The sequence below is a fragment of the Pseudomonas sp. ef1 genome, from assembly GCF_007293365.2.
Taxonomy (GTDB): Bacteria; Pseudomonadota; Gammaproteobacteria; order Pseudomonadales; family Pseudomonadaceae; genus Aquipseudomonas; species Aquipseudomonas siliginis.
Genome location: NZ_CM129815.1, coordinates 515,189 through 529,000 on the forward strand (window position 1 = coordinate 515,189; position 13,812 = coordinate 529,000).

Annotated in this window: 10 protein-coding genes; 3 read left to right on the forward strand and 7 right to left on the reverse strand. The window is 60.4% G+C overall.

Annotated features, from left to right (window positions below; translation table 11 throughout):
• Positions 1 to 62: 62 nt before the first annotated feature.
• Positions 63 to 641, forward strand: coding sequence for a DUF6436 domain-containing protein (locus FEE99_RS02500; protein WP_041476868.1), 579 nt, complete (start codon positions 63 to 65; stop codon positions 639 to 641).
• Positions 642 to 743: 102 nt separating this feature from the next.
• Positions 744 to 3,155: a penicillin acylase family protein gene (locus FEE99_RS02505; RefSeq protein ID WP_041476869.1), complete on the forward strand. Its 2,412-nt coding sequence runs from the start codon at positions 744 to 746 to the stop codon at positions 3,153 to 3,155.
• 93 nt (positions 3,156 to 3,248) lie between these two features.
• Here FEE99_RS02505 and FEE99_RS02510 read toward each other — a convergent pair whose 3' ends face one another.
• The 7 genes from FEE99_RS02510 to FEE99_RS02540 form a co-directional block, all read right to left on the reverse strand.
• Complete coding sequence (locus FEE99_RS02510) at positions 3,249 to 4,139, reverse strand: ABC transporter permease subunit (protein WP_041476870.1); 891 nt, start codon at positions 4,137 to 4,139, stop codon at positions 3,249 to 3,251.
• Positions 4,136 to 5,017: an ABC transporter permease subunit gene (locus tag FEE99_RS02515; protein WP_177327003.1), complete on the reverse strand. Its 882-nt coding sequence runs from the start codon at positions 5,015 to 5,017 to the stop codon at positions 4,136 to 4,138. The genes FEE99_RS02510 and FEE99_RS02515 overlap by 4 nt, the downstream gene beginning before the upstream one ends.
• Positions 5,018 to 5,052: 35 nt before the next feature.
• The gene (locus tag FEE99_RS02520; RefSeq protein WP_016772662.1) at positions 5,053 to 6,195 is read right to left on the reverse strand and encodes an ABC transporter ATP-binding protein; all 1,143 of its coding nucleotides are present in this window, start codon (positions 6,193 to 6,195) and stop codon (positions 5,053 to 5,055) included.
• 63 nt (positions 6,196 to 6,258) lie between these two features.
• A complete protein-coding gene (locus FEE99_RS02525) occupies positions 6,259 to 7,356 on the reverse strand; it encodes a polyamine ABC transporter substrate-binding protein (protein ID WP_038860901.1) in 1,098 nt (365 codons plus the stop codon).
• A 186-nt stretch (positions 7,357 to 7,542) separates the two neighbouring features.
• A complete protein-coding gene (locus tag FEE99_RS02530; RefSeq protein WP_039757472.1) occupies positions 7,543 to 8,655 on the reverse strand; it encodes a polyamine ABC transporter substrate-binding protein in 1,113 nt (370 codons plus the stop codon).
• A 171-nt stretch (positions 8,656 to 8,826) separates the two neighbouring features.
• Positions 8,827 to 10,191, reverse strand: coding sequence for an aspartate aminotransferase family protein (locus FEE99_RS02535; protein WP_041476872.1), 1,365 nt, complete (start codon positions 10,189 to 10,191; stop codon positions 8,827 to 8,829).
• A 56-nt stretch (positions 10,192 to 10,247) separates the two neighbouring features.
• Positions 10,248 to 11,606, reverse strand: a complete 1,359-nt coding sequence (locus tag FEE99_RS02540) for a glutamine synthetase family protein (RefSeq protein ID WP_016772658.1) — start codon at positions 11,604 to 11,606, stop codon at positions 10,248 to 10,250.
• Between the two features lie 728 nt (positions 11,607 to 12,334).
• On the opposite strand from FEE99_RS02540, the gene FEE99_RS02545 reads away from it, so the two are divergent.
• Positions 12,335 to 13,711, forward strand: a complete 1,377-nt coding sequence (locus FEE99_RS02545) for a glutamine synthetase family protein (protein WP_016772657.1) — start codon at positions 12,335 to 12,337, stop codon at positions 13,709 to 13,711.
• Positions 13,712 to 13,812 lie beyond the last annotated feature (101 nt).

A 13,812-nucleotide genomic window follows, 5' to 3' on the forward strand; every position in this document is an offset into this window, starting at 1 on the left:
CTGCGATATTCATCTGTAGAGGCAGACATGGCAAGCTAGCCCGCCTCTGAGGAAGCAAATCCATGCGTTCGCCCTACCGCACCGCACTGTTCGCCAGCCTGCTCGCGCTGATCTGCGCCGGGGTGCTGTGGGCGGCATATGACTGGTTTCAGGGCCGCTATCTGCGCGCGCTCAGCGAACATACGGCGGTATTTTCCGGCGACCCGCTGCGCCTGCCGGACAACCTCGCCGGGCCGGGAAATATCCGCCTCGTGCACTTCTGGGACCCGGCCTGTCCGTGCAATGTCGGCAATCAACAGCACCTGAGCGAGATGGTCGAACAGTTCGGCGCGCGTGGCGTGGAGTTCTTCGCCGTGCAAAAGCCCGGCAGCCACGGCCAGTTGCCCGCCACCCTCGCCAGCCTGAAAACCATCATCGTCCTGCCCGGCGCCGAACAGATCCCCGCCAGCCCTGCCGTGGCGATCTGGGATCGCAGCGGCAAACTCGCCTACTTCGGCCCGTACAGCGAAGGCCTGACCTGCAACTCCAGCAACAGCTTTATCGAACCGATCCTGCATGCCCTGACCGAGGATCGCCCGGTCAATGCCACGCATACCCTGGCGGTGGGTTGTTATTGCCCGTGGTCGGTGGAGGCAAAGTAAGGCATTCCGGACTTTTCAAGGACAGCGCTGCAGCGCACAGATGCTCTGTGCTAAATGTTTGCAGCCCGACGGGCGGCCTTCCCGCCTGCACAAGGAGTCACCATGAAGCGTGCGTTGATCGTCGTTGCCTTGCTCATCGTTGTCCTGCTCGGCGCCGCCGGCGGGTATATCTACAGCAAGCAGCCGACGCGCCAGGGCCAGGTCGAGCTGCGCAACCTGCAAGGCTCGGTGACCGTGCGCTATGACGAGCGCGGTGTGCCGCATATCCGCGCCGAAAACGAAACCGACCTTTATCGCGCCCTCGGTTATGTGCACGCGCAGGATCGTCTGTTCCAGATGGAAGCCATGCGCCGCCTCGCCCGGGGCGAGCTGGCCGAAGTGCTCGGGCCGAAACTGCTCGACACCGACAAGCTGTTCCGCAGCCTGCGCATCCGCGAGCGTGCGGCCAGTTACGTCGCCAGCCTCGACAAGCAGTCGCCGGCGTGGAAGGGCCTGCGAGCCTATCTGGATGGCATCAACCAATATCAGGACACCCACGCCGCGCCGATCGAGTTCGACGTGCTGGGCATCCCCAAGCGGCCGTTCACTGCCGAAGACAGCATCAGCGTCGCCGGCTACATGGCCTACAGCTTTGCTGCTGCGTTTCGCACCGAGCCGCTGCTGACCTACGTGCGCGATCAGCTCGGCGCCGATTACCTCAATGTCTTCGATCTCGACTGGCAGGCCAAAGGCGTTCTGGCTACCGATCACACCCGGCACGCACCGGCCCTCGCCGCCGGCGACTGGCAGGACCTCACCGCCCTCGCCCGCCTCAGCGAACAGGCGCTGCTCGACAACGGCCTGCCGCAGTTCGAGGGCAGCAACGCCTGGGTGATTGCCGGCAGCCGCAGCCAGAGTGGCAAGCCGTTGCTGGCCGGCGATCCGCATATTCGTTTCTCGGTGCCGTCGGTGTGGTACGAAGCGCAGCTGTCGGCGCCGGGTTTCGAGTTGTACGGCCATCATCAGGCACTGGTGCCGTTCGCGTTTCTGGGACACAACCTCGATTTCGGCTGGAGCCTGACCATGTTCCAGAACGATGACCTCGACCTGATCGCCGAGAAGGTCAACCCGGCTAACCCCAATCAGGTCTGGTATCGCGGCCAGTGGACCGAGATGCTCGTCAGCGAACAACAGATCAATGTAAAGGGTCAGGCGCCGGTGACTCTCACCTTGCGCCAGTCCCCGCACGGGCCAATCGTCAACGATGCTCTTGGCAGCGCCGCCGGCAAGACCCCGATCGCGATGTGGTGGGCCTTCCTCGAAACACCTAACCCGATCCTCGACGGCTTCTACCAGCTCAACCGCGCCGACACCTTGGCCAAGGCCCGCGCGGCAGCGGCCAAGGTGCAGGCGCCGGGCCTGAATCTGGTGTACGCCAACGCCAAAGGCGATATCGCCTGGTGGGCCTCGGCCTTGCTGCCCAAACGTCCGGCCGGGGTGCAACCGGGCTTCATCCTCGACGGCAGCACGCCCGAAGCGGACAAGGACGGCTACTACCCGTTCAGCGCCAACCCGCAGGAAGAAAACCCGGCGCGCGGCTATATCGTCTCGGCCAACTTCCAGCCCGTGTCGCCGACCGGCATGGAGATTCCCGGTTATTACAACCTTGCCGATCGCGGTCAGCAGCTTGACCGTCAGCTCAGCGACAACCGGGTGAAGTGGAGCAACGAGGCCAACCAGCAACTGCAACTGGGCACCGCGACCGGTTACGGCCCGCGTCTGTTGGCGCCGCTGTTGCCGGTGTTGCGCGAGGTGGTGAGTGATCCGGCGCAGCTGAAACTCGTCGAGCAATTGGCGCAGTGGCCCGGCGACTATCCGCTGAATTCGATCAGCGCGACGGTGTTCAACCAATTCCTCTACGACCTTGCCGACGCGGCGATGCGCGATGAGTTGGGCAATGACTTCTTCGAGACACTGCTGTCGACGCGGGTAATCGATTCGGCGTTGCCACGCCTGGCGGCCAAGGCGGACTCACCGTGGTGGGACAATCGCAGCACGCCGGCCAGAGAAACCCGCGCCGATGTCGTGCGTACGGCGTGGGCGGCAAGCATGGCGCATCTGAAACTGACCCTCGGCGATAACGTGGCCGGTTGGCAGTGGGGCGCGGCGCACACCCTCACCCACGGCCATCCGCTGGGGCAGCAGAAGCCGCTGGATCGCCTGTTCAACGTCGGCCCGTTCGCGGCGCCAGGCAGCCACGAAGTGCCGAACAACCTCTCGGCGAAGATCGGCCCGGCGCCATGGCCGGTGACCTATGGACCGTCGACCCGACGCCTGGTGGACTTCGCCGATCCGGTACATGGCCTGACGATCAATCCGGTCGGCCAGAGTGGCGTGCCACTGGACAGTCACTATGACGATCAGGCCGAGGCGTATGTGGAGGGGATTTATGTGCAGGCGCATTTCAGCGAGGAAGAGGTGCTGGCGAATACGCGCAGTACGTTGAAGCTGTTGCCTGAGCGGGCTGCGCAATAGATTGATGCCGTCTCGACCGGCCCTTTCGCGAGCAGGCTCGCTCCCACATTTATAACCGGGTTGGCCTCGAGTTTGAGACCAACCTGATATTGCTTAGGCCGATTGCGGCGCTGGCGCGCGGCGTGCGTCCGGTTGTTTCCACGAATCGGCAGCGCTTTCTTCGATGGCTTGCTGGATGGCTTTCTTGCGTGCTTCTTCGGCGCGGCGGCTGAAGAACCAGACGAGGAAGGTCACCAACGACACCGCCAGCAGAATCAGGCTGGCCACGGCGTTGATTTCCGGTTTCACACCCAGGCGCACGGCCGAGAACACTTCCATCGGCAGGGTCGTCGAACCCGGGCCGGAGACGAAGCTCGCCAGCACCAGGTCATCCAGCGACAGCGCGAACGACATCATCCCGCCCGCCGCCAGCGACGGCGCGATCATCGGGATGGTGATCAGGAAGAACACCTTCCACGGCCGTGCACCCAAATCCATCGCCGCTTCTTCGATCGACAGGTCCAGCTCACGCAAACGCGCCGACACCACCACCGCCACATACGCCGCGCAGAACGTGGTGTGCGCAATCCAGATGGTGACGATCCCGCGCTCCTGCGGCCAGCCGATCATCTGCGCCATGGCCACGAACAGCAGCAACAGCGACAGACCGGTGATCACTTCCGGCATCACCAGTGGTGCAGTCACCAGGCCACCGAACAGCGTACGGCCCTTGAAGCGGGTGATACGGGTCAGCACGAACGCGGCCAGGGTACCCAGCGCCACCGCAGCAACCGCGGTGTAGCAGGCGATTTCCAGCGAGCGCAGCACCGAGCCCATCAGTTGCGAGTTGTCGAGCAGGCCGACATACCACTTGATCGACCAGCCGCCCCACACCGTCACCAGTTTCGAGGCGTTGAACGAGTAGATCACCAGGATCAGCATCGGCAGATAGATGAAGATCAGACCCAATACCAGCATCAGGCTGGAGAAACGGAAGCGCTTCATTCTTTACCCTCCATTTCCTTGGCCTGACTGCGGTTGAACAGGATGATCGGCACAATCAGGATCGCCAGCATCACCACCGCCAGGGCGGACGCCACCGGCCAGTCGCGGTTGTTGAAGAATTCTTGCCACAGCACCTTACCGATCATCAGGGTTTCCGGGCCGCCGAGCAGTTCAGGGATCACGAACTCGCCGACCACCGGAATGAACACCAGCATGCAGCCGGCAATGATCCCGTTCTTGGACAGCGGAATGGTGATTTTCCAGAAGCTGTTGAAGGTGCTCGAACCCAGATCCGAGGCGGCTTCCAGCAGACTCTGATCGTGTTTGACCAGATTGGCGTACAGCGGCAGGATCATGAACGGCAGGTACGAATAGACAATCCCGATGTACACAGCCAGGTTGGTGTTGAGGATCTGCAGTGGCTCGTCGATCAGTCCCATGCTCATCAGGAAGCCGTTGAGCAGGCCGTTGTTGCTGAGGATGCCCATCCACGCGTACACGCGGATCAGGATCGCCGTCCAGGTCGGCATCATGATCAGCAGCACCAGCACCGTTTGCAGCTCCTTGCGCGCGCTGGCGATGGCGTAGGCCATCGGGTAACCGATCAGCAGGCAGAGCACGGTGCTGATAAAGGCCATTTTCAGCGAGCCGAGATAGGCGGCGATGTACAGTTCGTCGTCGCCAAGCAACGCGTAGTTGCCCAGGTTCAGCAGCAGTTGCAGCTTCTGCTCGGCGTAGGTGTAGATCTCGGTGTACGGCGGGATCGCCACGTCGGCTTCGGCGAAGCTGATCTTCAAGACGATGAAGAACGGCAGCATGAAGAACAGGAACAGCCAGATGAACGGCACCCCGATGACCAGCTGCCGGCCATTGGGGATGATTCGGTTTATACGGCGTTTGAATTTGCGCATGTTCATGAGCGAAGTACCACGCCGCTATCGTCTTCCCACCACACGTAGACCTGATCGCCCCAGGTCGGACGCGCGCCGCGACGTTCGGCGTTGGCGACGAACGACTGCACCAGTTTGCCGCTCGGCAATTCGACGTAGAACACCGAGTGCCCGCCCAGATAAGCGATGTCGTGGACCTTGCCGCTCGACCAGTTGTACTCGCAGGTCGGCATGTCGGCGGTGACCAGCAGTTTTTCCGGGCGAATCGCGTAGGTGACCGACTTGTCCTGCACCGAGGTACTGATGCCGTGGCCGACGTAGATCTGCCGGTCGAGGTCCTTGCAGGTGATGGTCGCGTGGCCTTCGGCATCGTCGATCACTTCGCCTTCGAAGATGTTGACGTTGCCGATGAATTCGCAGACCAGACGGCTGGTCGGGGTTTCGTAGATGTCGATCGGGCTACCAATCTGCGCGATCCAGCCCAGGTGCATGATCGCGATGCGCTCGGCCATGGTCATGGCCTCTTCCTGGTCGTGGGTCACCATCACGCAGGTCACGCCGACGCGCTCGATGATTTCCACCAGTTCCAGCTGCATCTGCGAACGCAGCTTTTTGTCCAGTGCGCCCATCGGTTCGTCGAGCAGCAACAGCTTCGGCCGCTTGGCCAGCGAACGGGCCAGGGCCACGCGTTGACGCTGGCCGCCGGACAGTTGATGCGGCTTGCGCTTGGCGTACTGGCTCATCTGCACCAGCTTGAGCATCTCGGCCACGCGGGCGTCGATCTCGGCCTTGGGGATCTTGTCCTGCTGCAAGCCGAAGGCAATGTTCTGCGCCACGGTCATGTGCGGGAACAAAGCGTAGGACTGGAACATCATGTTGATCGGACGGTCGTACGGCGGCATGTCGGTGATGTCGACGCCGTCGAGGAAAATCCGCCCTTCCGTGGGCCGTTCGAAGCCTGCCAGCATCCGTAGCAAGGTGGATTTGCCCGATCCCGAACCGCCGAGCAGAGCAAAAATTTCGCCCTTCTTGATTTCCAGGGACACGTCGTCCACGGCAATCGTCTCGTCGAACTTCTTCGTGACCCGGTCGATTTTGACCAGCACCTGTTTTGGTGTCTGGTCGCCCTCGAGGGCTTTCTTGTAGGCGCCGGAGGCAACTGCCATTTACGAAACTCCCAACAGAAGCAGCAGTTCGCCCCGCAAGACGAACCCTGGATAGTTTGTGCGTTATTTGCCCGACTTGACCTTGGTCCAGCTACGGGTCATCAAACGCTGAATATTGGCTGGCAACTCGGTCGACACGTAGGTCTTGTCGAGGACTGCTTGCGGTGGGTAAACCGCTTCATCGGTGCGAATGGATTGCTCCATCAGCTTGTCCGAACCCGGATTGGGGTTGGCGTAACCGACGTAATCACTGACCTGGGCGATCACCTCAGGTTTCAGCAAATAATTGATGAAGGCGTGGGCTTCCTTGACGTTGGACGAATCCTTGGGGATCGCCAGCATGTCGAACCACAGCGCGCCGCCCTCTTTCGGAATCGAATAGGCGATGTTGACGCCCTTCTTGGCTTCCTCGGCACGGTTCTTCGCCTGGAAGATGTCGCCGGAGAAACCGATGGCCACGCAGATGTCGCCGTTGGCCAGATCGCCGATGTACTTCGAGGAATGGAAATAGGTCACGTATGGACGCACCGCGAGCAACTTGGCGGTGGCCTTTTCGTAGTCCTTGGTGTTGGTGCTGTTGGCGTTCAGGCCCAGGTAATTGAGCATGGTCGGCATCATTTCGTCAGCCGAATCGAGGAACGCGACACCGCAGCTGTGCAGCTTCTTGATGTTTTCCGGCTCGAACAGCACGGCCCAGGAATCGATCTTGTCGATACCGAGCACGGCTTTGACTTTGTCGACGTTGTAGCCGATGCCGTTGGTGCCCCAAAGATACGGCACGGCGTAGAGGTTGCCGGGGTCGTTCTGTTCCAGGCGCTTGAGCAGCACCGGGTCGAGGTTGGAATAATTCGGCAACTGCGCCTTGTCGAGCTTCTGGAACGCGCCCGCCTTGATCTGCTTGCCAAGGAAGTGGTTCGACGGCACGACCACGTCATAACCGGTCCGCCCGGCGAGCAGCTTGCCTTCCAGGGTTTCGTTGGAGTCGAAAACGTCGTAGACCGGTTTGATCCCGGTCTCTTTCTCGAAGTCGGCGAGGGTCGATTCGCCGATGTAATCGGACCAGTTATAAATATGCACCGTACCGGCGGCCTGGGCTCCGACAGCGATTGTCAGGCCGGCAGCGGCCAGCAGGGCTTTGCGCAAAGAAGAAAATACAGGCAAGTGGAGGTCCTCTAAATTGATTGGGCCCAAGTTGCCCCGCGCTGCATGACAGCCATGGCTGCCCGACAACAAAACCGGCGCGCAACTTACCCTCGAAAAACCGATCCAGCAAAACTTTCTGTCATTTAATTATCCGCTGGCCGCCGTCGCGACGACGACGGCCAGTGGTTGTGGCGACAAACCGGCTTATTTGCCCGATTTGATCTTGGTCCAGCTGCGGGTGATCAGACGCAGTGTGGCGGCGTCCAGATCGCTGATCGCATAGAGTTGCTTCTTCACTTCAGCCGAAGGATAAATGCTCGGGTCGCTGGTGATGTCCTTGTCCACCAGAGGCGTTGCCGCCTTGTTGCCGTTCGGGAAACGCACGGCGTTGGTGATGCCGGCCATCACTTGCGGCTCCAGCAGGTAGTTCATGAACTTGTAGGCGGCTTCGACGTTTTCGGCATCCTTGGGAATGGCGACCATGTCGTAGAAAGTACCGGCGCCTTCTTTCGGAATGGTGTAGGCCAGCTTGACCTTGTCACCGGCTTCCTGAGCGCGGGTCTTGGATTGCTCCAGGTCACCCGAGTAACCGACGGCGACGCAGATGTTGCCGTTGGCCAGGTCCGAGATGTACTTGGACGAGTGGAAGTAGGCGACCGAAGGACGGATCTTCAGGAACAGGTCTTCGGCAGCTTTCAGATCAGCCTTGTCCTTGCTGTTGGTCGGCTTGCCCAGATAGTGCAATGCCGCCGGAATCATTTCGGTCGGCGCATCGAGGAAGCTCACGCCGCAGCTTTTGAGCTTCTCGATGTTTTCCGGCTTGAACACCACGTCCCACGAATCGATCTTGTCGATGCCCAGCGCGGCCTTGACCTTGGCCGGGTTGTAGCCGATGCCGATCGAGCCCCACATGTACGGGAAGGCGTGTTTGTTGCCCTGGTCGCTGGCATCGCCAACGGCCTTGAGCAGGTCTTCGTCGAGGTTTTTCCAGTTTGGCAGCTTGGACTTGTCCAGCTCCTGGTAAACGCCGGCCTTGATCTGCTTGGCGAGGAAGTTGTTGGAAGGCACCACGATGTCGTAACCGGACTTGCCGGCCAGCAGCTTGGCTTCCAGGGTTTCGTTACTGTCGAAGACGTCGTAGACGACTTTGATCCCGGTGGCTTTTTCGAAGTTGGCCACGGTGTCCGGCGCGATGTAGTCGGACCAGTTGTAGACGTGCAGCACCTTGTCGTCCGCGTGCACCGCACCCGCCATCATGCCCGCCATGGACAGCGCGAGCAGAGTCTTGCCAGCTAGCTTTTTACCTAATGCCTTCATGCGTCATGCTCCAAATTTTTCTTTTTTGAACCACTTTGTTCAGCGGCCGAACCCGGACAACTGGAACCGCGGCTAGTCTGGCAAGATCCGAGGCGGTCTTTCAACAAAAGACCAGCCTTTCTGACAGCTTTGAGCGAGTGCGCCGCAGCTCCCCCGCCCAAAGCCTAGCACCTAGGCCTGCAGCGCATTGAGGGTCAGGTCCAGACACTTGCGTGCTTTTGTAACCAGCTCATCGATCTCGGCTTTGCTGATCACCAGCGGCGGCGCGATGATCATGGTGTCGCCCACCGCGCGCATGATCAGGCCATTGTCGAAGCAGAACTGCCGGCAGATCATGCCCACGCCCTTGCCTTCGTAACGCTTGCGCGTGGCCTTGTCCTGCACCAGCTCGATCGCCCCCAGCAGACCGACGCCGCGAACTTCACCCACCAACGGGTGATCGTTCAGCTCGCGCAGACGTTTCTGCAAATACGGTGCCGTTTCGTTGTGGGCGTTCTCGATAATTTTTTCGTCGCGCAGGATGCGGATGTTTTCCAGGCCCACCGCGGCTGCCACCGGGTGCCCGGAGTAAGTGAAACCGTGGTTGAAATCGCCGCCTTCGTTGAGCACGGCCACCACCGAGTCACGCACGATCAACCCGCCCATCGGGATGTAGCCGGAGGTCAGGCCCTTGGCGATGGTCATCATGTCGGGTTTGAGGTCGTAGAAATCGCTACCGAACCACTCACCGGTACGACCAAAACCGCAGATCACTTCGTCGGCGACGAAGAGGATGTCGTACTTGGCGAGGATTTCCTTGATGCGCGGCCAGTAAGTGTCGGGCGGAATGATCACGCCGCCGGCACCCTGAATAGGCTCGGCAATAAAGGCACCGACGTTGTCGACGCCGACTTCGAGAATCTTTTCTTCGAGCTGATTGGCCGCCCAGATGCCGAACTCTTCCGGCGACATGTCACCGCCTTCGGCAAACCAGTACGGCTGGGCGATGTGGACGATGCCCGGAATCGGCAGGTCGCCCTGCTCGTGCATATAGGTCATGCCGCCGAGGCTCGCGCCGGCCACGGTCGAACCGTGATAACCGTTCTTGCGGCTGATGATGACTTTCTTGTTCGGCTGGCCTTTGATCGCCCAGTAGTGACGGACCATGCGCAACATGGTGTCGTTGCCTTCAGAGCCGGAGCCGGTGAAGAACACGTGGTTCATCCCTTCTGGCGCCACTTCGGCGATCGCCTTGGCCAGTTCCAGCGCCGGCGGGTGGGCAGTCTGGAAGAACAGGTTGTAATACGGCAGCTCGCGCATCTGTTTGGCGGCGGCATCGGCCAGTTCATCGCGACCGTAACCGATCGCCACGCACCAGAGGCCAGCCATGCCGTCGAGGATCTTGTTGCCTTCGCTGTCCCACAGGTAAACGCCCTTGGCGTTGGTGATGATCCGCGGGCCTTTCTCTTTCAGTTGCTTGAAGTCGCTGAACGGGGCCAGGTGGTGATCGCTGCTCAGCGCTTGCCACTCGCGGGTTTGCGGGTTGTTGCTGGTCATGCCAATTCTCCTTGTTATCGGTGAAGGCGCGACGGCTGGCCGCCGCGCCCGGCGCATCAGACGGCGAAGAGCAGGTACTCACGCTCCCAGGAACTGATCACGCGCTTGAAGTTTTCATGCTCGGCGCGCTTGACCGCGACGTAGCCGGTGATGAAGGTCTTGCCGAGGTATTTCTCGATGGTCGCGCTGTTTTCCATACGCTCCAGCGCGTCTTCGATGGTCAGCGGCAGGCGCAGGTTGCGGCGCTCGTAACCACGGCCGACCACTGGCGCGCTCGGGTTCAGGCCCTCGACCATGCCGATGTAACCGCAGAGCAGGCTCGCGGCGATCGCCAGGTACGGGTTGGCGTCGGCGCCCGGCAGGCGGTTTTCCACGCGGCGGTTCTGCGGGCCGGCATCCGGTACGCGCAGGCCGACGGTACGGTTCTCTTCGCCCCACTCGACGTTTACCGGTGCCGAAGTGTCCGGGAGGAAGCGGCGGAACGAGTTGACGTTCGGCGCGAACAGCGGCAACAGCTCGGGGATCAGCTTCTGCAAACCACCGATGTGGTGCAGGAACAACTGGCTCATGGTCCCGTCTTCGTTGGAGAAGACGTTCTTGCCGGTCTGAATGTCGATGATGCTCTGGTGCAGGTGCATGGCGCTGCCCGGCTCGCCGGTCATCGGCTTGGCCATGAACGTCGCCGCCACGTCGTGCTTGAGCGCGGCTTCGCGCATGGTGCGCTTGAACACCAGAATCTGATCTGCCAGCGACAGGGCGTCACCGTGACGGAAGTTGATTTCCATCTGCGCGGTGCCGTCTTCGTGGATCAGCGTATCGAGGTCCAGCTCCTGCAATTCGCACCAGTCGTAGACGTCTTCGAACAGCGGGTCGAATTCGTTGGCCGCTTCAATGGAGAACGACTGCCGGCCGATTTCCGGACGGCCCGATCGGCCGATCGGCGGCTGCAACGGATAGTCGGGGTCGTCGCTGCGCTTGGTCAGGTAGAACTCCATTTCCGGCGCCACGATTGGCTGCCAGCCCTTGTCGGCATACAGCTTCAAGACTTTCTTGAGGACGTTGCGCGGCGACAGCTCGATCGGGTTGCCTTGCTTGTCGTAGGTGTCGTGGATCACCTGCGCGGTCGGCTCGATCGCCCACGGCACCAGGTACACGGCGTTCTGGTCGGGGCGGCAGATCATGTCGATGTCGGCCGGGTCGAGCAGTTCGTAATAGATGTCGTCTTCGACGTAGTCGCCGGTCACGGTCTGCAGCAGCACGCTCTCCGGCAGACGCATGCCTTTCTCGGCGATGAACTTGTTGGTCGGCGAAATCTTGCCCCGGGTAATACCGGTCAAGTCGCCGATCATGCATTCGACTTCTGTGATCTTGCGGTCTTTCAACCAATCGGTGAGCTGGTCGAGGTTGTTACTCATAAATGCCTCTGGGCTGAGTCTCCTGACGCGATGTCAGGCAATTTTGACGCTTGCGGCGTCGCGTTAAAGGGGGCTTGCTCGCGCAGTGCCGGCTTACGCCTGGCACCGCGCATAGACAATGAAAGAGGAGCTTACCTGCCCTTGACGCTGGCGTTGCATTTCCCGTGCACTTTGCGAACGTGCAGAATCACAAGCATGACGCTGAGTGCGGCACGGGCTTTGGGAGGGAAAGAGTTCTATAGTGGAAGGAGACGCCATAAAGCGGATGCTGTGCCCGACGTCCAGAATATCGGACGCTGCCGTTTTGCCGGATGTTGACGAGAGTCTCGTCAACAGGCTGCGCGCCTTGCTGGCTGCGCTACGGACGGATTGATCGCCACTGATGTGATGAGCATGCAGACCGGACTGTTGCGAGCAGTCGGTGATGCCGATTAACGGCAGGCGAGACATGAAGCACCCCGGTATTATTGCTGTTATGGGTTTGACCGGAGCTTAGCCTTGTTCATTTTTTTACACAACACCCCCGTAAAAAATACAACACGGCCTGCTCAAGCCCGCAGCTGAGCAACGTTCAAGGTTGGAAAAAATGCCCCAAAGTGCCCCATAAATGCCCTTCAAGCGCTTTTTCAGGGCAAAAAAGGCCTCGCTTGACTTCGGCAGGCCGTTCGGGTTGACTGAAACCAGAAAAGATCAATGATTGATATTTTTAACAACAAAGGTGTTGCATCATGTCGGTACCCCCGCGTGCCGTTCAGCTTAACGAAGCGAACGCGTTCCTTAAGGAACATCCTGAGGTTCTGTACGTTGACCTTCTGATTGCGGATATGAATGGTGTGGTGCGCGGCAAGCGCATCGAACGCACCAGCCTCCACAAGGTTTACGAGAAAGGCATCAACCTGCCGGCCTCTCTATTTGCTCTGGATATCAACGGCTCCACGGTGGAAAGCACCGGTCTGGGCCTGGACATCGGCGACGCCGATCGTATCTGCTATCCGATCCCCGATACCCTGTGCAACGAGCCATGGCAGAAGCGCCCGACCGCGCAGCTGTTGATGACCATGCACGAACTCGAAGGGGATCCGTTCTTCGCCGATCCCCGTGAGGTGCTGCGCCAGGTGGTGACCAAGTTCGACGAGCTCGGCCTGACCATCTGCGCCGCCTTCGAACTCGAGTTCTACCTGATCGACCAGGAAAACGTGAACGGCCGTCCACAGCCGCCACGCTCGCCGATCTCCGGCAAACGCCCGCACTCGACTCAGGTCTACCTGATCGACGACCTCGACGAATACGTCGACTGCCTCCAGGACATTCTGGAAGGTGCCAAAGAGCAAGGCATCCCGGCCGATGCGATCGTCAAGGAAAGTGCCCCGGCGCAGTTCGAAGTGAACCTGCACCACGTCGCCGACCCGATCAAGGCCTGCGACTACGCGGTCCTGCTCAAGCGTCTGATCAAGAACATCGCCTACGACCATGAAATGGACACCACCTTCATGGCCAAGCCGTATCCGGGCCAGGCGGGCAATGGTCTGCACGTACATATTTCGATTCTGGACAAAGCCGGCAAAAACATTTTTGCCAGCGAGGATCCCGAGCAGAACGCCGCGCTGCGTCACGCGATCGGCGGTGTGCTCGAGACCCTGCCGGCGCAGATGGCTTTTCTCTGCCCGAACGTCAACTCCTACCGTCGCTTCGGCGCGCAGTTCTACGTACCGAACTCGCCGTGCTGGGGCCTGGACAACCGCACCGTGGCGATTCGCGTACCGACCGGCTCTGCCGATGCCGTACGTATCGAACACCGCGTGGCCGGCGCCGACGCCAACCCGTACCTGCTGATGGCTTCGGTACTGGCCGGCGTGCACCACGGCCTGGTCAACAAGATCGAACCGGGCGCGCCTGTCGAAGGCAACAGCTACGAGCAGAACGAACAGAGCCTGCCGAACAACTTGCGCGATGCCCTGCGCGAGCTGGACGACAGCGAGGTGATGGCCAAGTACATCGATCCGAAGTACATCGATATCTTCGTCGCCTGCAAGGAAAGCGAGCTGGAGGAGTTCGAACACTCCATCTCCGACCTTGAGTACAACTGGTATCTGCATACCGTTTAAACGGTTTGCAGCTTCAAAAAACGCCGTTGGCTGATTCAGCCACCGGCGTATTTTTTATGGCCGAACACAAAACCTGTGGCGAGGGGATTTATCCCCGTTGG